Source organism: Streptomyces sp. NPDC006450 (genome assembly GCF_040612195.1).
In the GTDB taxonomy this organism is placed as follows: domain Bacteria; phylum Actinomycetota; class Actinomycetes; order Streptomycetales; family Streptomycetaceae; genus Streptomyces.
Genome location: NZ_JBEXPT010000025.1, coordinates 21,877 through 40,579, shown reverse-complemented (window position 1 = coordinate 40,579; position 18,703 = coordinate 21,877). Strand labels below are relative to the sequence as shown.

Below are 18,703 nucleotides of genomic sequence, written 5' to 3'. Positions count from 1 at the left end.
GCCCTCAGCCGCGGCGCTCCGTGCTCACGATCACGCACACCGCCGCCACGACGATCGCACCACCGAGCAGGATCGGCCAGGTCAGCGCCTCGTCGAGGATGAGCCAGCCCAGGGCGACGGCCACGACCGGATTGACGTAGGCGTACGTGGCCACCAGCGAGAGCGGGGCCGCGCGCAGCAGCCACACGTACGCGGTGAAGGCGACGAGCGAGCCGAACAGCACGAGGTAGACCAGGGCCAGCCAGGACGCGGTGGAGTACGAGGTGAGGTCCAGCCCGCGGTGTTCGCCGCGGCACAGGCCGACGAGGATCCCGCCGGTCCCGCCGGCGAGCATCTGGTACGCGCTGCCGGTGAAGGGGTTCGCGGGCAGGGTCAGCTTCGCCGCCGAGAAGGAGCCGAGCGCCCAGAGCACCGAGCCGGTCAGCACCAGGAGCACCCCGCCGAGCCCGATCTCGCCGCCGAGCCCCGGGCTCGTCAGGACGGCGAGCCCGCCGAGGCCCAGCAGGACCCCGGCCAGGGTGCGCAGCGAGGGGCGGTCGCCGGAGCCGGCGCGCAGGACGACCAACCACATCGGTACGGCGGCCACCAGGAGGGCGGCGAGCCCGGAGGGGATCGTGGTCTCGGCGAGGACGACGAGGCCGTTGCCGCCGAGGATCAGCAGCAGCCCGACCAGCACGGCGGAGCGCAGCTGGGCACGGGTGGCCTTGAGCGCGGCCGGGCCGTCGCGCCAGGCGACGAGGCCGGCCAGGAGGAGGCCGGCGGTGATGAAGCGGGCCCCGGCGGAGAGGAACGGGGGCATGGTCTCGACGACGATCCGGATGCCGAGGTAGGTCGAACCCCAGACGACGTACACGAGGGCGAGGGCGATCCAGACACGGGTCGTTGGGGTGCGCATGACGCGGAGCCTATGTCGTTGGCCTCTGCATCCATCGGGGGGTCCCCGGACCGGGGCGCTCCGCTCCCGCCGGCGTCCGGCGCGCCGCCCCGGTCAGGCCCCCGGCGCGGCCAGTCCCGTCTTGGCGCCCGCGCCGCAGAGCGGGACGACCGCGGTGCGGCCCTGGAGGGGGTCGTCGGGGGCGGTGGGGCCGACCGCGGCCCAGCAGGCGGCGGCCGTGGGTTCCACGAAGAGGCCGCGCCGGGCCAGGTCGAGCTGGGCCGCGCGGACGCTGTGGTCGGTGACGGTCAGGAAGGTTCCGCCGGACTTGCGGACGGCAGCCAGGATCTGGCGGGCGCGCGGCGGAGCCGGGATGGCGATCCCCTCGGCCAGCGTGGGGAGTTGGGGGACCGGGTCGGCGTTCTCGGCGCCCGCGTGGAAGGCGGAGGCCAGCGGGGCGACGGCCGCCGACTGGACGGCGATCAGGGTCGGCGGGCGGACCCCGCGCAGGGCCAGCTCCTCCACCGCGAGCGCGGCCCCGAGCAGCAGGGTGCCGTTGCCGACCGGGACGACGATCACCTCGGGCAGGTGGCCGCCCATCGCCTCCCAGATCTCGTAGACGTAGGTCTTGGTGCCGTGCAGGAAGTACGGGTTGAAGACGTGGCTGGCGTAGAACACCCCCGGCAGGTCTGCCGCTTCGCGGGCCGCCGTCGCCGCCGCCTCGCGGCCGCCCGGCACCACCGTCACCGCCGCGCCGTGCGCGCGCATCTGCTCCGTCTTCTTCGCCGAGGTGCCCTCCGGCACGAAGACCTCGCAGTCCAGTCCGGCCCGCGCGCAGTAGGCCGCGAAGGCCGTACCGGCGTTGCCGCTGCTGTCCGCCACCACCCGCTCCGGGCCCAGCCTGCGCGCCAGTTCCACGAGCATCACCGCGCCGCGGTCCTTGAACGACAGCGTGGGCATGAGGAAGTCGAGCTTGGCCTGGACCCGCTCCGACAGCGGCACCAGCGGGGTGTTCCCCTCCGCCAGCGTGACGGCGGCCCCGGTGAGCGGCAGTGCGGAGCCGTAGCGCCAGAGGGAGTGGGGGCCGGCCGCGGGATCCAGCACGGCGTCCGGATCTGGGGCGAAGTCGAGGTCCCACGGACCGCCGCAGACCGGGCAGCACCAGGGGGCCGTCCGCGCCTCGGCGTGGGTGGCGTCTTCGGCGCAGACGTAGCCGGGTAGTGCGCGCGTCATGTGCGGTGAGCCTTTGCTCGTTCATGGCCGAGGTATGGCACGGATGTTACGCGTTCGTTGTCCTCTTGTGGTGGAGCGACTCCGTGGGTCAACCTTTCGTCAGCGGCGCATCGTTGGGCCGAATTGCTTGTCATGTGCATGCCTAAAAGCCATGCCCTGGCGGCAGGTCCGACGGCTGCGCACCCCCCGCAGCGCACCACCTATGAGGAGGACCCCTCACATGTCCGCGACGCGTCACACCCGCCGGAAGATCACCGGTATCGGAGCGACCGCCACACTGGCCCTCGCCCTCGGCGCCGCCCTCGCGTTACCCGCCTCGGCGGCCCCGCTCGCCCCGCAGGGCGTCATCGAGAACGCCGGCGCGGAGGGCACCATCTCCGGCAGCTACATCGTGACCCTGAACGACTCCGCCGCACGCTCCACCGCCGACAGCGGAAAGGCCGTGGCCAAGCGGTACGGCGCGAGGATCGACCGGACCTACAGCGCGGCCCTCAACGGCTACTCCGTCGAGGTCTCCGAGGCGCAGGCCAAGAAGCTCGCCGCCGACCCCGCGGTCAAGTCCGTCGTGCAGAACCGGGTGTTCACCGTCGACGCCACCCAGCCCAACCCGCCCTCCTGGGGCCTGGACCGGATCGACCAGGCGGCGCTCCCGCTGAACCAGAGCTACACCTACCCGGACAAGGCCGGCGAGGGTGTGACGGCGTACATCATCGACACGGGCGTCCGTAAGACGCACCAGGACTTCGGCGGCCGCGCCTCGGACGGTTACGACGCCATCGACAACGACAACACCGCCCAGGACGGACACGGCCACGGCACGCACGTCGCCGGCACGGTCGCGGGCACCGCCTACGGCGTGGCCAAGAAGGCGAAGATCGTCGGCGTCCGCGTGCTCAACAACCAGGGCTCGGGCACGACGGCCCAGGTCGTCGCCGGCATCGACTGGGTGACCCAGAACGCCGTCAAGCCGGCCGTGGCGAACATGTCGCTCGGCGGCAGCGCGGACTCCGCGCTCGACACCGCCGTGCGCAACTCCATAGCCAGCGGCATCACCTACGCCGTCGCGGCGGGCAACGAGACGGCCAACGCCTCCACCAAGTCCCCGGCGCGCGTCGCCGAGGCGATCACGGTGGGCGCCACCACCAACACGGACGCCAAGGCCAGCTACTCCAACTTCGGCACCGTCCTGGACCTCTTCGCGCCGGGCTCCTCGATCACCTCCTCGTGGGGTACGGGCGACACGGCCACCAACACCATCTCGGGTACGTCGATGGCCTCTCCGCACGTCGCGGGCGCGGCCGCCCTCTACCTCGCGGACAACCCGGGCAGCACCCCGGCCCAGATCTCCGCGGGCCTCGTCGCCGCCGCGACCCCGAACGTGGTCACCAGCCCCGGCACCGGCTCCCCGAACCGCCTGCTCCGCGTGGGCACCGGTACCACCCCGCCCAACCCGGGCACCCGCTTCGAGAACCTGAACGACTACGCGATCACCGACAACTCCACCGTCGACTCGCCGATCACCGTCAGCGGGATCTCCGGCAACGCCCCGGCCACGCTGAGCGTCTCGGTCGACATCAAGCACACCTACATCGGTGACCTGAAGGTCGACCTCGTCGCCCCCGACGGCACCCTGTACAACCTGCACAACCGCAGCGGCGGCAGTGCGGACAACATCATCAAGTCCGTCACGGTCAACGCCTCCTCCGAGGTCGCCAACGGAGTGTGGAAGCTCCGCGTCAACGACAACGCCAACATCGACACCGGCAAGATCGACTCCTGGGCGCTCCAGTTCTGACCCTGACGAGGTCGGGCACGCGATGAGCCCGGCGGGGGCGACCGTTTCGACGGCCGCCCCCGCTGCGTACCATTCGCGCAATCGTTCGCCCGCTTCTGGAGCCCCGTGAGCACGCAGCCCCCGCCGCCCCCGCACCTCTGGCCCGCCCCGCCCCCGCAGGGGTACGGGTACGGGCCGCCCCCGCTCAACGGCTTCGCGCTCGCCTCCCTGCTCGTCGGGCTGCTCTGCTTCCCACCGCTGGGCATCGTCTTCGGGGTCGTGGCACTCGTTCAGGTCGCGAAGAAGGGCGAGCGGGGCAAGGCGCTCGCCGTCTGCGGGCTGACGGTGTCGGTCCTGCTGTCCGGCGTCCTGGTCCTCGGCGTCGAGCGGGCCGCGGACACCCTCTTCGAGCGGGCCCGGGCGTCGGGCGCGGCCGAGCCCTACGAGGACGTCGAGGGCGAGCTGACCGACTTCGCCGAGCTGGGCGTCGGAAGCTGCTTCAACGTCCCCGGCGGGGACCTGCTCGCCGAGGACCCCTTCGTGTACCGGATCGCCTGTACGGAGGTCCACGACGCCGAGGTCACCCTCGCGCACGCGCTGAGCGGGTCCCGCTTCCCCGGCGAGGAGGAGCTGAAGGAGTCGACGGCCGAGGAATGCTGGCGTGCCCAGGACGCGTACGCCATGGACACCTGGGCGCTGCCGTCGTACGCGGAGATGTTCTACTTCGCGCCCTCGCGCGCGACGTGGCGGGACGGGGACCGGCGGCTCGTGTGCGTGATCGGCACGGCGGAGCAGGAACACCGGGGCAGTCTGCGCAAGGATGCGGGAATGCTGGAACCGGACCAGGTGGCCTTCCTGCGTGCGATGAACGAGGCCGATCTGGCACTGGGCCACGCGCCCGACGCGGGCGTGGACGAGGCGTTGGAGGAGTACCGGGCCTGGGCGCGGGAGATGGACGGGGTGCTGGCCGCGGAGGCGCGGATGCTGGACGCGGCGAAGGCGCGGCCGAAGGTGGCCGGGCCGGCGGGAGTGCAGCACGAGCGGGTGGAGGCGGCGCGGCGGCAGTGGCGGCGGGCCTCGGAGGCCACGACCGGGGACGGGTTCGCGAAGGCCTGGGACCGGGCGCTCGCGGAGCTGCCCGTCGAGACGGAGAAGACGCTGCGCGGGGCGTACGGCCTGTCGACGACGGTGCCGGAGTGGCTGGAGGAGGCGCAGGGCGACGGTTCGGGCGCGCCGGGCAGGGCGCCGTCCGTGGAGCAGGCGTAGCTGCCGGTGCGGGCGGCGGTGTTGCCCGTGTGACGGGTGGGTTTGAGTGACCTGGCTTCATCACTTCGGGTGAAACTCTGGCCCTTGCTTGCGATGGACAACCGTCGGTTGCCAGGGTGTAGCTGTCTGTCAACCTGATGGGAGTGGCCTGTGACTTTCGGCGAGCAGCCGGCCTATCTGCGCGTCGCCGGGGATCTGCGACGGAAGATCGTCGATGGGTCCCTGCCTCCGCACGCCCGGCTCCCTTCGCAGGCCCGGATCCGTGAGGAATACGGGGTCTCCGACACGGTGGCCCTGGAGGCGCGCAAGGTCCTCATGGCGGAGGGCCTGGTCGAGGGCCGGTCCGGATCCGGCACGTACGTACGCGAACAACCGGTCCCGCGGCGCGTCGCCCGCTCCGGCTACCGCACCGGCGGGGTCTCGACCCCCTTCCGGCAGGAGCAGGCGGAGGCGGGCGCGCGCGGCACCTGGGACTCCAGCAGCGAGCAGGCCGCCGCCCCGGCGGACATCGCGAAACGGCTCGGCATCGAACCGGGCGAGCGGGTGATGCGGACGCGGTACGTCTACCGCGACGCGGGCGAGGCGATGATGCTGTCCACCTCCTGGGAGCCGCTCGCCGTGACCGGCCGGAGCCCGGTGATGCTGCCGGAGGAGGGCCCGCTGGGCGGTTCCGGGGTGGTGGACCGGATGGCCGCGATCGACGTGGTCGTGGACAACGTGGTCGAGGAGGTCGGCGCGCGGCCGGGCCTGGCGGAGGAGAACATGCAGCTCGGCGGGGTGCCGGGGCATGTGGTGCTGGTGATCGGGCGCACGTACTTCGCGTCCGGCCGGGCGGTGGAGACGGCGGACGTCGTCATCCCGGCCGACCGCTACCGCCTGGCGTACCACCTGCCGGTGAGGTGACCTCGCTGCGGCGGTGAACCCTGCGGAGCCCCTGGCATCGGCGCCGCACCGGAACGCGGACAGGGGGTCGCGGGGGGTGTAACCCCGCTGTGACGGGCGGCCCGGGGGTGTAACCCCGGGGTAATGGCCAAGGGTGACGGGCCGTCACGCGGCGGGCCTACCTTCCGGCGGTATGACCGACACCGTCGCCCCCGCCCCCGCGGCGCAGCCACCCCGCAGGGAGTACGCCAAGCTCGCCGCCGACGAGAGCCGCGAGGACTACTCGCTCAGGTACGCGCCCCACTCCTTCCGCCGCTGGGGCCCCGGCACCGTCGCCGGCACCGCCCTCGGCGGCATCGCCTACCTCGCCGACTTCGCCATCGGCGCCTCCATCGTCTTCGCCTACGGCTTCACCAGCGGGGCCGCCGCGATCCTGGCGGCCGCCGCCGTCATCTTCCTGACCGGCATCCCCATCGCCCGCGCATGTGCCACGTACGGCCTGGACATGGACCTGGTCACCCGGGGCGCGGGGTTCGGGTACTTCGGCTCCACCCTCACCTCCCTCATCTACGCCTCCTTCACCTTCATCTTCTTCGCGCTCGAAGGCTCGATCATGGCGCAGGCCATGCACCAGGCCGTCGGACTGCCGGTGGAGATCGGGTACCTGATCACCACGCTCATCGTCATCCCGATCGTCTTCAAGGGGATGGGCGCCCTCGCCAAGGTGCAGGCCTGGACCCAGCCGATCTGGCTGATCGGGCTGGTCCTGCCCTTCCTCGTGCTGGCCTTCGAGGCTCCCGACGCCTGGGGCTCCTTCGCACACTTCGGCGGTACGGAAGGAGCGGGCTCCGGCTTCTCCTGGATCGGCTTCGGCTTCGGCACCGGCATCGCGCTCTCGCTCATCGCGCAGATCGGAGAGCAGGCCGACTACCTGCGGTTCATGCCCGCCAAGACCCCGGCCAACAGCCGCCGCTGGAACCTCGCCGTACTCGCCGCGGGCCCCGGCTGGGTGATCATCGGCGCCGCCAAGCAGCTCGGCGGGGCCTTCCTCGCCTTCGCCGCCCTGGAGGCCGTCGGCAAGACCCACGCGCTGGAGCCGATCGCCCCGCAGCTGGAGGCGCTGCGCCCCTGGCTCGGTGGTCTCGCGCTGCCCGTGGCGGCGCTGTTCGTCATCGTGTCCCAGATCAAGATCAACGTCACGAACGCCTACAGCGGCTCGCTGTCCTGGTCGAACTTCTTCTCCCGGGTCACCCACCGCCACCCCGGCCGCGTCTGGTACATCTTCCTCAACCTCGGCATCGCGCTGACGCTGATGGAGCTGAACATGTTCGCGATGCTCGGCAAGCTGCTGGGCTTCTACTCCAACGTCGGCATCGCCTGGATCGTCGCCGTCGCCGCCGACCTCGTGATCAACAAGCGGCTCGGGCTCAGCCCGCCGTACATCGAGTTCAAGCGGGCCTACCTGTACTCGGTCAATCCGGCCGGTTTCGGCTCGATGGTGATCGCTTCCACCGTCTCGATCCTCGCCTTCTTCGGCCTTTTCGGGACATACGCCGAGGCCTTCTCCACCTTCATCGCGGCCGGCCTCGCACTCGTCCTCTGTCCGTCGATCGCCTGGGCGACGCGGGGGAAGTACTACCTGGCCAGGCCGAACACGGTCAACGGCCCGGACGTGGTCGTGCAGGACGTCACCGCCACGCACCTCTGCTCCGTCTGCGAGTCGGCGTACGAGCTCCCGGACATCGCCGACTGCCCCGTCGTCTCCGGCGCGATCTGCTCGCTCTGTTGTTCCCTCGACGCGACCTGCGGGGACGTCTGCCGCACGGCGGACGCGGGCGGCGCCGTGATCCTGCCGCTGCCGACCGTGCGCGGGGTCTGAGCCGGCGCGCACGGCCCACTCGTACGCATGGCCGGATGCGTACGCCTGTGAGGTACCTCTTCGTGAAAAACCGTATCCGCTGAGTAAAGGTCGGGCGTAGGCTCGGGCATATGCGCAATGCGGTTTCCCGGGCAGGTACGTCGGCGGAGGGTGAAACGCGATGAACGACAGCGGTGCCCTGCTCCCGTGGCTGGTCATACGTGAGGACGACAACGGCAACCGCTACCGGGTGGGCCGGTACTCCACCCGGGCCGAGGCCCAGAAGGTCGCCGACAGCCTCGAAAGCAGAGGGCACAAGCAGCTCTACTGGATCGAGCGGCTCGGCCAGGACAGCACCGCCGGCCGGACCGGCACGAGGAACTGAGCGGTGCGGCGCACCCGTCGCCGCTGCCATAGGCTCCGTCCCATGACTGTACGAGTGGTCGTGGGCGGAGCCCTTTGTCATGAGGGGCGCCTGCTGGCCGCCCGCCGGAGCGCGCCCCCGGAGCTCGCCGGCCGCTGGGAGCTCCCCGGCGGCAAGGCGGAGCCGGGCGAGTCCGTACCCGAGGCGCTCGTGCGCGAGCTGCGCGAGGAGCTCGGCGTGGAGACCGAGGCGCTGGAGCGGATCCCGGGGGAGTGGGCGCTGAAGCCCGGCCTCGTCCTGCACGTGTGGACGGCCCGGCTGCTCTCGGGCGATCCGGTCCCGCTGGAGGACCACGACGAGCTGCGCTGGCTGCGACCCGAGGAGCTGGACTCGGTGGACTGGCTCGACCAGGACCGCCCGGCCGTCGCCGAGGCCGGCCGCCGGCTGAGCGCCGGCGCCGGTGTCGACGCGGGTGCGGGCGTCGACGCGGGTGCGGGCGCGGGTTCCGGCACGGGCGCCGCCGGCGGGGTGCGCGGGGGCGCGTGACGCGCACGCGCTAGGCCGTCTGCGCCACAGTGCGCCGGTCCGTGAAGGGCCGAGTGGTACGACGCCGTGAATATCGGGTATGTCGCTATTAATCCCTATCTCGTACCTGTCCACGAGGTTCTGTTCTCCCTGCGAACCGGACTGGGGTCGCCAGCCGGCCCGGGAAGTGATCGGCGTGATCGACACAGACGGTGAATGCGTCGAATGGGCCTTTCCCGCCGAACCGGGTGCCGTCCGCACTGCCCGCCACGCGGTGCGCGGCACCCTTCGCGACTGGGGGCTCGACTCCGTCGGAGACGTCACCGTACTGCTGGTCAGCGAGCTGGTCACCAACTCCCTGCGGTACGCCTCCGGGCCCATCGGAGTCCGTCTCGTGCGGCGCAATCCAGCCGCCCGGGACGCTCCCTCGGGTCCGGCGCTTCTCGTGGAGGTTTCGGATCCGCTTCCGGATCCACCCCGTGAGCGCACCGCCGCACCCGACGACGAGGGGGGCCGCGGACTCCACCTCGTGGCCGTCTCCGCGCAGCGCTGGGGGACCCGTCACGGGAAGTCGGGCAAGACCGTGTGGTTCGAATTGGCTCTTCCTGGTGAGTAACAAGGTGAGGGGCAGCCGACGATCACACGGCTTGGCTGGAAAACAACGGGATCTTTTTGTGATCGCGAAGGCCGTGTCGTAGAGCGCCGTGGTGCTGAATACTTCGGTCATGGCCGGTCCGGTTGCGGTGAGCTGGAGGGGACGGTCGCGTGAGCGAGATACCTGCACAGGCACATCAGGCCCGTGTGCCCGGGGAAGCGTCTGGGGAGACCTGGCGCGACTCCCTGTGGCACAGCAGCCCGCCTGGCTCGATATATGACTACATAAAGGTCGCTTCCTTCTCGATCGGGCCCGACGGGCTGATCGACCAATGGAGCCTGCGCGCCGAGGAACTCTTCGGGCTGACCGCGGCCGAGGCCGTCGGCCGTGACCCCGTCGACGCCTTCATGCCCCCGGAGCTGCGCGCCGGCGCCCACCGCAGGGTGGCCGAGATTCTCGACGGCAAGGAATGGACGGGCCTGATCCCCTTCCGGATCCCCGGCGGCGACGGTGCGCACGGGGTGGCCGAGATCTATGTGATGCCGACCCAGACCGAAACCGCCGAGCGGGCCGCGCTCTGCGTCGTGGTCGACGTACGCGCGCTGCGCCGGATCGAATCCGATCTGGCCGCCTCGCAGGCGATATTCGGTCAATCCCCCTTCGGGTTCCTGCTCTTCGGCACGGACCTCACCGTGCAGCGGGCCAACCGCCGCTTCGCGACCGTCTTCGGCGGCGCCGCCGAGGAACACCGCGGCCGCACCGTCCACGACTACCTGCCCGCGCATGAGGCCGACCGGATGGCCGAGGCGCTGCGCAGGGTCCTGGAAACCGGCGACTCGGTCAACGACCTCCAGATCACCGGCGCCGCCCCCGGCAGCCGGGACAACCGCCACTGGTCCATCAACCTCTACCGGGTCCACGGCGGCACCGGCCGCCCCATCGGGGTCGCCGGCATCGGCATCGACGTCACCCGCCGCCACCTCGCCGCCCGCGAGGCCGCCGGGGTCCGGCGCAACCTGGCCCTGCTGAACGAGGCCGGACACCGCATCGGCAACTCCCTCGACCTGGAGACCACCGCCCGCGAGCTCCTCGACGTCACCGTTCCGGGCTTCTGCGACCTGGCCTCCGTCGACCTCTACCAGGGGCTGCTGCTCGGCGACGACGACCGCCCCGCCCGCCCGCAGGGCCCCGGCGTGCCCAGCCTGCCCGGCCAGGGCCCGGGGCGCGCGCCCTCGGCGCCGCTGCGGCGGGTGGCCTTCTCCTCGGCCGTGTCGGACGCGCCGCTGTCCGGCCCGGGCGCGCTGGTCTCCGTAGGGGAGGTGCACCGGTACCCGGCCGGATCGCCGGGGGCGTTCGCCCTGCGCACGGCGCGGCCGCGGCTGGTGGAGGGCGGCGGACCCGAGTCCGGGGACCTCGTGCAGTCCACGCTCGTGGTCCCGCTGGTCGCCCACGACACGGTGGTCGGGCTCGCGCAGTTCTCCCGTACGAAGGGCAGCGAGCCCTTCGGCGAACGCGACCGGGCGGTCGCGGTGGAGCTCGCCGCGCGCGCCGCCGTCTGCATCGACAACGCGCGGCTCTACCGGCGCGAGCACGAGCGCGCGCTGATACTCCAGCGCAGCCTGCTGCCCCCCGGCGACCCGGAGGCCGCCGGACTCGACATCGCCTGCCGCTACCTGCCGGGCAACGCCGCCACCGAGGTCGGCGGCGACTGGTTCGACGTCATCGAGCTGCCCGGGCACCGCACGGCGCTGGTCGTCGGAGACGTCATGGGCCGCGGACTGCGGGCGGCCGTGGCCATGGGCGAACTGCGCACCGCGGTACGGACCCTCGCCCTGCTGGACCTGGAACCGGCGGAGGTGCTGACCGCGCTGGACGAGATCGCCCGGGGCCTCGGCGCTCCCGGCGGCTCCCAGCAGGCCTCCCGCGCGGCACTGCACTCCCGGGACGCCGACCGCTCCGAGGTGTACCTCGCGACGTGCGTCTACGCCGTCTACGACCCGGTGACCCGGCGCTGCACCATCGCCAACGCCGGCCACATGCCCCCCGTGCTGGTGGAGCCGGTGGAGGAGGGCGGTACGCCCCGCCCCGGACTGCTGCTGGAGATACCGACCGGCATGCCGCTGGGCGTGGGCGGGGAACCCTTCGAGGAGGTCGAGGTCGAACTCCCCGAGGGGGCCCTCCTCGCCCTGTACACCGACGGCCTCGTCGAATCCCGGACCCACCCGCTGGAGGAGGGCCTGCGGGGTCTGCGGGACGCGCTGGCCGATCCCGCGCGCCCCCTGGAGGAGGTCTGCGACCACGTCCTGAACACCCTGGACACCCGGCACGGCGAGGACGACATCGCGCTGCTGATGGCCCGGGTCCAGGGCCTACCGGTGGACGCGGTCGGCGACTGGCAGCTCCCGCGCGAGGCCCGTTCGGTGGGCCGGGCGCGCGAGCTGGCCCGGGCGAAGCTGCCCGCGTGGGGCCTGGAGGGACTGCTCGACACCACGGAACTGCTGGTGAGCGAGCTCGTCACGAACGCCCTGCGCTACGGCGAGGGCGAGATCCGGCTGCGCCTCCTGCTGGACCGGACCCTCGTCTGCGAGGTCTGGGACGCCAACCTGGTCCAGCCCCGCCGCCGCCGGGCGCGGGACACCGACGAGGGCGGCCGCGGGCTCCAACTGGTCGGGCTGCTCTCCGCGGGCTGGGGCACCCGCCGCACCCATCGGGGCAAGACGGTCTGGTTCGAACTCCCGCTCCCGGGCGCGGTGGCGGAGTCGGTGACGGAACTGTCGGCGGAGCAACTGCTGAGCATGTACGGGTGAGCGGGACCGGGCCGCCCCCGGAAGGACGGCCCGCCCCGCGCCCGGCCCTCAGGCGGCCTTGCCGGCCTTCAGGGCGGCCAGGCGGGCCTCGATCTCCGAGGTCTTGCCGAGGTCGTCCAGGGACTCGAACTGGGCGTCCAGGGAGGAGGCGGCCAGTTCCTGCTTGCCCAGGGCCATGGCCTCCTCGCGGCGGACCTTCTCCTCGAAGCGGTTGATGTCGCTGGTGGGGTCCATCACGTCGATGTTCTTGACCGCGTCCATCATCGTGTTCTGGGCCTGCGCGGTCTTGGCCCGCGAGACCAGCTCGTCGCGCTTCGCCGTCAGCTCCGTCAGCTTGGTCTTCATCGAGTCCAGGCCCGACTTCAGCTTGTCGACCACCTCGGTCTGGGCGGCGATCGTCGGCGCGGCCGTCTTCGCCTCCTTCTCCGACTGCATCTGGCGGCCGAGGGCGACCTTCGCGAGGTTGTCGAACTTGTCCGCGTCGGCGGCGGATCCGCAAGCGCGCAGCTCGTCCGCCTTCTTGCTCGCCGCGAGGGCCTTGCCGCCCCACTCGGCCGCCGCCTCCACGTCCTCCGTGTGGTCCGCCTCCAGCATCCGCAGATTGCCGATGGTGGTGGCGACGGCCTGCTCCGCCTCGGAGATGTTGTTCGTGTAGTCGCGGATCAGCTGGTCCAGCATCTTCTGCGGGTCCTCCGCCTGGTCCAGCAGGGAGTTGATGTTGGCCTTGGCGAGCTGGGTGACGCGGCCGAGGATGCTCTGCTTGCTCATGTGCTCTGTCTCCTTGGGAACGGGGGGAGGGGGAGGGGCAGGTGCGGGGTGCGGGGGCCAAGGGGAGTGCGGGGGTCAGAAGCGGCCGCCGCCGCCCATGCGGCCGCGGGTGCTGCCGCCGCCGAAGGAGCCGGGGCCGCGTCCGCCGCCCCCGCCGAAGCCCCCGCCTCCGCCTCCGCCGAAGCCGCCTCCGCCGCGGCCGCCGCCCAGGATCTCGCCGAGGATGATCCCGCCGAGCACAGCGCCGCCCATGCCGCCGCCCTGCTGCCGGCCGCCGCCGTACGGGTTCTGGTAGCCCCGTACGTCCTGTTCGGCCAGCTGCTGCGCCTGGCGCGCGAGGGAGTCCGCCTGCTGGGCCTCGGCGAGCGCGCCCGCCGGGTCCGAGCCCGCCAGGGAGGTGGACCGCTCCAGGTGGCGCTGGGCCTCCGCCAGCCGGGTGCGGGCCTGGCTGCCGATCGCGCCCCGGCTGGTGGTGATGTAGTCCGTGGCCGCGCCGATCGCGCTGCGGGCCGTGAGCAGGGCCTGCTCGAGCAGGGCCGCGGCCCGCTGGCGGCCCGACTCCCGCTCGCGGGCCCCGGCCAGCGCCTCGTCGAGGGCCGCGTCGGCCTCCTCCACGCGGCGCAGCGCGTCCAGCGGGTCGTACCGGCCGGCGCCCTGCTCCTGGCGTACGTCGGCCAGTACGGCCTCCGCCCGGCTGATCCGGCCGCGCAGATCGGCGGTCGAGGAGCCCTCGGTGGTGCCGGTCAGCAGCCCGCGCGCGTCGGCGAGGTCCGTGTCCGTCTCGTTCACCGCGCCCGGCAGCTTCCCGGCCGCCTGCGCCAGCTCCTGCGCGCGCCGCTCCACCGCGTCGACCAGGGTCGCCGCCTGGTCCACGGCGCCCTCGGCCGCCCGGATGTGCACGGCGGCCTTGCCGTTGTCCCCGGTGTCGATCGCGGCGCGTGCCTCACCGAGGCTGGTCGTCGCGAACAGCAGCCGGTCCTTGGCCTGTTCGGGGTTGGAGGTCACCGGCGCCGCCGCGGAGTCCGCGTACTGGCGGCCGAGCGCCGTGAGGGTGGCCTCCGCCGTGGTCGTACGGCCCGTCAGGGCGCGGAAGTGGGCCTCCACGGTCGCGAGGGCCTGCGGTGCGTTCTTCTCCAGGTCCCGCAGCCGGTCGAAGTCCGCCGACTCCGCGTCGAGCCCCCGGCTCGCCTCCGTACAGCGGGCCACGATCTCGTCGAGCATCCGGCGGCGGGTGGCGTCGTCCTCCGGGTAGGCGTCGTCGAGCTGCTGGCGCAGCCGGAACGCGGCCGTCAGCTCGCTCTTCCCGAACTCCACCGCCTGCGTGAAGGCCGCGACGGCCTCCTCGCCGAACTGCGCGGTGGCGAAGCCGAGTTCCTCGGTGCTCGTGCGGATCGCGTCGTCGGTCTCCACCAGCAGGGCCTTGGCCCTGGTGTCCAGCTCCGGCAGGGCGAGCGGGGCGGGGCCCTGTCCGGACCAGCCGGTGGTCTTCGCGCCGCCGCTTCCGCCGCCCGCCTGCTTGCGCTTGCGGCGGGTGTACGCGTACGCCCCGAGGGCGCCGGCCGCGCCGACCGCGACCACCGGGAGGACGAAGTCCCCGGCGCCGCTCTCTCCGCCGCTCGCCGCGGCGCCTCCGGGGTCGGCCTCGCCGGGGACGATGACCGGCGCCGGTACGGGCCGGCCGCCCAGGACGGCGTCGTAGCCGTTGGCGGCGCCGATCGCGGCGCCCGCCCAGTCGTTCTGCTTGAGGGCCGGCTCGATGGCGGTCTGCGCGACCTCCGCGAGCTGCTCCTTGGTGAATCCGGAGTCGACGTCGGCCGAATAGGCGTACTGCCGGGCCCCGGTGGCGATGGCCAGCAGGACGTCGTTCTGGCCGAGACCGTTCTTCTGGGCGGTGGCGTCGGCCCAGCTCTGCGCGGACCGGTCGGAGAAGTCGCGCACGTACGTGACGAACAGCTGGATCTTCCGGTCGGCGTACAGCTTGTCCAGGGCGGCGGTGACCTCGGCCGTGCGGTCGCCCAGGGCTCCCACGCGGTCGGTGATCTGCCCCTGCTGGGACAGGGTGACGGGATCGTCGGCCCGGGCTGCCGGGGCGGTGGCCGTCGCCCAGCCGGTGAGCGCGAGGAGCGCGGCGGCGAGGGCGAGGCCGGTCCGGACGGGTATCGCGGCGGTGGCGCGTCGCTGGCGTCTCTTCGTCCTGCTTCTCGGCGGAGTCACATTTGGGAGGGTATGGGCCGATTCGTAGCCCCGCACCCGGAGCCGTCCGCTCGACAGGTGCAGCGCCTGGAGCTCCAGGCCGTGGGAGAGCACCAGGCAATCGCCCGCGGCCACCAGGGAACGGGTGGCCTCCGGGAACGATCGCTGCCACAGGACCGCTCCCGAGGACGCCAGCAGTGCGGTCAGTTCGCCCCCCGCCTCGTGCACCAGCACCGGCCCGGCGGCGCGCAGGGTGCCCTGCCGCGGCAGGTCCCGCCGCCAGCGCACCCGCCCGCTGCCCGGCTCACGGGCCAGCAGCCGCTGCTCCGGCGAGCCCTCGCGCCGTACGGCCACGTACACCGTGGCGGCGTCCGCGACGCAGGACACCTGCACCCGCCCGGCGCCGGGCAGCGGCGCCGCGGCCACGCCCTCGCCGGCGAAGGCGGTCCAGCGCGCCCGGCCCCCGTCGGCCCGTACGCAACCCGTCTCGGGGCCCGACAGCCACACCACGCCGTCCCCGGCGGCATACAGGGAGTCGGGCCGGCTCCCCTGGCGCCACCGGCGCCCGTCCGCGTCCGTCAGCCGGGGAGCCGGGGCCCGCTCGGGCAGGACGGTCACCCCGTTCGGCGGCGTGGTCCCCGGATCGCCGGCCGCCTCGGCCGGCCAGGGCGAACCGGCCGTGGCGACGCACTCCCGGGCGATGGCGGCGAGCCGGTGGGCACGCTGCGCCGGATCGGGCAGTGCCCGCGCCCGGTCCGGCGCTTTCAGCCTTGGCATGCAGGATCGTCAGGAACACCCCCCAACCGGCATCCTTGATCGACTTGTTGAGCCCGGCTTGTCCTGCCAAGTGAACGATGGGGGGCGGTTATTGATCCGAACGGCGCCGGATCTTGCTTCCCAGCCACACCAGCGGGTCGTACTTGCGGTCCACGGCCCGCTCCTTCAGCGGGATCAGGGCGTTGTCGGTGATCTTGATGCCCTCGGGGCAGACCTCCGTGCAGCACTTGGTGATGTTGCAGTAGCCGAGCCCGTGCTCCTCCTGCGCCGTGCGCTTGCGGTCGAGCCCCGCCTCGGCCGCCGCGTCCAGCGGGTGCATGTCCAGCTCCGCCACCCGCATCAGGAAGCGCGGACCGGCGAAGACCGCCTTGTTCTCCTCGTGGTCGCGCACCACGTGACAGGTGTCCTGGCACAGGAAGCACTCGATGCACTTGCGGAACTCCTGCGAGCGCTCCACATCGATCTGCTGCATCCGGTACTCGCCGGGCGCCACCCCGGCGGGCGGTACGAAGGCGGGCACCTCGCGCGCCTTCTGGTAGTTGAAGGACACGTCCGTCACCAGGTCGCGGACGACCGGGAAGGCCCGCAGCGGGGTCACGGTGATCGTCTCCTCGCGGGAGAAGGTCGACATGCGCGTCATGCACATCAGCCGCGGCCGCCCGTTGACCTCGGCGCTGCACGAACCGCACTTGCCCGCCTTGCAGTTCCACCGCACCGCGAGGTCGGACGCCTGGGTGGCCTGGAGCCGGTGGACGATGTCCAGGACCACCTCCCCGTCGTGCACCTCCACGGTGAAGTCGCGCAGTTCGCCGCCCTCCGCGTCGCCCCGCCAGATCCGGAACGCGGCATCGTAGGTGCTCATTCGTACAGCTCCTCTTCGGCGAGGTACTTGACCAGCTCTTCCTTCTCGAAGAGCGCGAGCAGGTCGGATCGGATGGGATCGGTGCGCACCCGGGTCAGCTCGATCCGGTCCGCCGCCGGATCCGAGGGAGCGGGGTCGACGGGCCGGCACAGCAGGTTCACCGGCCGCCAGGACCGCTCCATCGCCGGGCAGTCCTCGCGGGTGTGCCCGCCCCGGCTCTCGGTGCGCTCCAGGGCCGCGCGGGCCACGCATTCGCTGACGAGCAGCATGTTGCGCAGGTCCAGGGCCAGGTGCCAGCCCGGGTTGAACTGCCGGTGCCCCTCGACCCCGGCCCGGGAGGCCCGTACGCGCAGGGCCGCGAGCTTCTCCAGGGCCTGGGCCATCTCGCCCTCGCGGCGGATGATCCCGACGAGGTCGTTCATGGCCGTCTGGAGCTCCTGGTGGAGGGTGTACGGGTTCTCCGCGCCCTCGGCGGCGTGGAACGGGGCCAGCGCCTCCGCGGCCGCCGCGTCGATCTGCGCCTGGGACACCTCGGGCCGCCCGCCGACGGCCGGGGCGTCCCGCGCCGCGTACTCGGCGGCGTGCAGCCCGGCCCTGCGGCCGAAGACCAGCAGGTCGGAGAGGGAGTTCCCGCCGAGCCGGTTCGAGCCGTGCATCCCGCCCGCGACCTCACCGGCGGCGAACAGGCCCGGCACCCCGAGGGTGGCGGCCGTATCGGATTCGACCGCGATGCCGCCCATCACGTAGTGGCAGGTCGGGCCGACCTCCATGGGCTCGGCGGTGATGTCCACGTCCGCCAGCTCCTTGAACTGGTGGTACATGGACGGCAGCCGCCGCTTGATCTTCTCGGCCGGCATCCGGGTGGACACGTCGAGGAACACCCCGCCGTGCGGGGATCCGCGCCCGGCCTTGACCTCGGAGTTGATGGCGCGGGCCACCTCGTCGCGGGGGAGCAGCTCGGGCGGCCGCCGGTTGTGGTCCGGGTCCTCGTACCAGCGGTCGCCCTCCTCCTCGGACTGCGCGTACTTCTCCTTGAAGACGTCCGGGATGTAATCGAACATGAACCGCTTGCCCTCGCTGTTGCGCAGCACCCCGCCGTCCCCGCGCACCGACTCGGTGACGAGGATCCCCTTCACCGAGGGCGGCCAGACCATGCCGGTCGGGTGGAACTGCACGAACTCCATGTTCAGCAGCGGGGCCCCGGCGAGCAGCGCCAGCGCGTGGCCGTCGCCGGTGTACTCCCACGAGTTCGACGTGGTCTTGAAGGACTTCCCGATCCCGCCCGTGGCCAGCACCACCGCCGGCGCCTCCAGGACGAAGAACCGCCCGGTCTCGCGCTCGTAGCAGAAGGTCCCGGAGACCCGCTCCCCGCCCTTGAGGGTGCTGTCCTTCAGAACGCGGGTGACCGTGCACTCCTGGAAGACCTTGAGCCGGGCCTCGTAGTCCCCGTACTCCTTGAAGTCCTCCTGCTGGAGCTGGACGATCTTCTGCTGGAGGGTGCGGATCAGCTCCAGCCCGGTCCGGTCGCCGACGTGCGCGAGCCGCGGGTACTCGTGCCCGCCGAAGTTGCGCTGCGAGATCTTCCCGTCGGGGGTGCGGTCGAAGAGCGCGCCCCAGGTCTCCAGCTCCCAGACCCGGTCCGGAGCCTCCTTGGCGTGCAGCTCCGCCATCCGCCACTGGTTCAGGAACTTGCCGCCGCGCATCGTGTCGCGGAAGTGCACCTGCCAGTTGTCGCCCTCGTTGACATTGCCCATGGAGGCGGCGATCCCGCCCTCCGCCATCACGGTGTGGGCCTTGCCGAAGAGGGATTTGCAGATCACCGCCGTACGGGCGCCCCGCTCGCGCGCCTCGATCGCGGCCCGCAGCCCGGCGCCGCCCGCGCCGACCACGACCACGTCCCACTGCTGCCGTTCCACTTGGGCCAT

14 protein-coding genes are annotated in these 18,703 nt (G+C 72.4%); 8 read left to right on the top strand and 6 right to left on the bottom strand.

From position 1 onward, the window contains the following. Nucleotides 1–4 precede the first annotated feature (4 nt). Both ABZY57_RS11505 and ABZY57_RS11500 read right to left on the bottom strand, forming a co-directional pair. Nucleotides 5–895, bottom strand: a complete 891-nt coding sequence (locus tag ABZY57_RS11505) for an EamA family transporter (protein ID WP_356510611.1) — start codon at nucleotides 893–895, stop codon at nucleotides 5–7. Between the two features lie 93 nt (nucleotides 896–988). Beyond that, entirely contained in the window at nucleotides 989–2,107 is a 1,119-nt protein-coding gene (locus ABZY57_RS11500; protein WP_356510609.1) for a threonine synthase, read from the bottom strand. Nucleotides 2,108–2,327: 220 nt separating this feature from the next. Here ABZY57_RS11500 and ABZY57_RS11495 point away from each other — a divergent pair, with 220 nt between their 5' ends. From ABZY57_RS11495 to ABZY57_RS11460, 8 genes are all read left to right on the top strand, one after another. Continuing rightward, complete coding sequence (locus ABZY57_RS11495) at nucleotides 2,328–3,902, top strand: S8 family peptidase (protein WP_356510607.1); 1,575 nt, start codon at nucleotides 2,328–2,330, stop codon at nucleotides 3,900–3,902. Nucleotides 3,903–4,007: 105 nt separating this feature from the next. Next, nucleotides 4,008–5,147, top strand: a complete 1,140-nt coding sequence (locus tag ABZY57_RS11490; RefSeq protein WP_356510605.1) for a DUF4190 domain-containing protein — start codon at nucleotides 4,008–4,010, stop codon at nucleotides 5,145–5,147. 150 nt (nucleotides 5,148–5,297) lie between these two features. Then, a complete protein-coding gene (locus ABZY57_RS11485) occupies nucleotides 5,298–6,050 on the top strand; it encodes a GntR family transcriptional regulator (RefSeq protein WP_356510603.1) in 753 nt (250 codons plus the stop codon). Between the two features lie 172 nt (nucleotides 6,051–6,222). Beyond that, nucleotides 6,223–7,908 carry a hypothetical protein gene (locus ABZY57_RS11480; RefSeq protein WP_356510601.1) on the top strand — a complete coding sequence of 562 codons (1,686 nt, stop codon included), beginning with the start codon at nucleotides 6,223–6,225 and terminating at the stop codon, nucleotides 7,906–7,908. Between the two features lie 160 nt (nucleotides 7,909–8,068). Next, the gene (locus ABZY57_RS11475) at nucleotides 8,069–8,272 is read left to right on the top strand and encodes an SPOR domain-containing protein (protein ID WP_254382854.1); all 204 of its coding nucleotides are present in this window, start codon (nucleotides 8,069–8,071) and stop codon (nucleotides 8,270–8,272) included. Between the two features lie 42 nt (nucleotides 8,273–8,314). Further along, a complete protein-coding gene (locus tag ABZY57_RS11470; RefSeq protein WP_356510598.1) occupies nucleotides 8,315–8,797 on the top strand; it encodes a (deoxy)nucleoside triphosphate pyrophosphohydrolase in 483 nt (160 codons plus the stop codon). Nucleotides 8,798–8,963: 166 nt separating this feature from the next. Then, the gene (locus ABZY57_RS11465; RefSeq protein ID WP_356510596.1) at nucleotides 8,964–9,392 is read left to right on the top strand and encodes an ATP-binding protein; all 429 of its coding nucleotides are present in this window, start codon (nucleotides 8,964–8,966) and stop codon (nucleotides 9,390–9,392) included. Nucleotides 9,393–9,577: 185 nt separating this feature from the next. Then, entirely contained in the window at nucleotides 9,578–12,178 is a 2,601-nt protein-coding gene (locus ABZY57_RS11460) for a SpoIIE family protein phosphatase (RefSeq protein WP_356510641.1), read from the top strand. 48 nt (nucleotides 12,179–12,226) lie between these two features. Here the strand turns inward: ABZY57_RS11460 and ABZY57_RS11455 are convergent, their stop codons facing one another. The 4 genes from ABZY57_RS11455 to ABZY57_RS11440 all read right to left on the bottom strand — a co-directional run bounded on the left by ABZY57_RS11455 (nucleotide 12,227) and on the right by ABZY57_RS11440 (nucleotide 18,703). After that, nucleotides 12,227–12,946 carry a PspA/IM30 family protein gene (locus tag ABZY57_RS11455; RefSeq protein WP_356510594.1) on the bottom strand — a complete coding sequence of 240 codons (720 nt, stop codon included), beginning with the start codon at nucleotides 12,944–12,946 and terminating at the stop codon, nucleotides 12,227–12,229. Nucleotides 12,947–13,021: 75 nt separating this feature from the next. Then, entirely contained in the window at nucleotides 13,022–15,106 is a 2,085-nt protein-coding gene (locus ABZY57_RS11450; protein ID WP_356510639.1) for a TPM domain-containing protein, read from the bottom strand. 898 nt (nucleotides 15,107–16,004) lie between these two features. Further along, nucleotides 16,005–16,778, bottom strand: a complete 774-nt coding sequence (locus ABZY57_RS11445; protein WP_356510592.1) for a succinate dehydrogenase/fumarate reductase iron-sulfur subunit — start codon at nucleotides 16,776–16,778, stop codon at nucleotides 16,005–16,007. Beyond that, on the bottom strand, nucleotides 16,775–18,703 hold the full coding sequence (locus tag ABZY57_RS11440) for a fumarate reductase/succinate dehydrogenase flavoprotein subunit (protein WP_356510590.1): 1,929 nt from the start codon (nucleotides 18,701–18,703) through the stop codon (nucleotides 16,775–16,777). Before ABZY57_RS11440 ends, ABZY57_RS11445 begins: the two co-directional genes overlap by 4 nt.

Bases quoted from the DNA above. Each gene is read 5' to 3' on its own strand.
- ABZY57_RS11495 (WP_356510607.1), top strand. From the start codon at position 2,328: ATGTCCGCGACGCGTCACACCCGCCGGAAGATCACCGGTATCGGAGCG.
- ABZY57_RS11440 (WP_356510590.1), bottom strand. From the start codon at position 18,703: ATGGCCCAAGTGGAACGGCAGCAGTGGGACGTGGTCGTGGTCGGCGCG.
- ABZY57_RS11445 (WP_356510592.1), bottom strand. From the start codon at position 16,778: ATGAGCACCTACGATGCCGCGTTCCGGATCTGGCGGGGCGACGCGGAG.
- ABZY57_RS11470 (WP_356510598.1), top strand. From the start codon at position 8,315: ATGACTGTACGAGTGGTCGTGGGCGGAGCCCTTTGTCATGAGGGGCGC.
- ABZY57_RS11505 (WP_356510611.1), bottom strand. From the start codon at position 895: ATGCGCACCCCAACGACCCGTGTCTGGATCGCCCTCGCCCTCGTGTAC.
- ABZY57_RS11480 (WP_356510601.1), top strand. From the start codon at position 6,223: ATGACCGACACCGTCGCCCCCGCCCCCGCGGCGCAGCCACCCCGCAGG.
- ABZY57_RS11455 (WP_356510594.1), bottom strand. From the start codon at position 12,946: ATGAGCAAGCAGAGCATCCTCGGCCGCGTCACCCAGCTCGCCAAGGCC.
- ABZY57_RS11500 (WP_356510609.1), bottom strand. From the start codon at position 2,107: ATGACGCGCGCACTACCCGGCTACGTCTGCGCCGAAGACGCCACCCAC.
- ABZY57_RS11475 (WP_254382854.1), top strand. From the start codon at position 8,069: ATGAACGACAGCGGTGCCCTGCTCCCGTGGCTGGTCATACGTGAGGAC.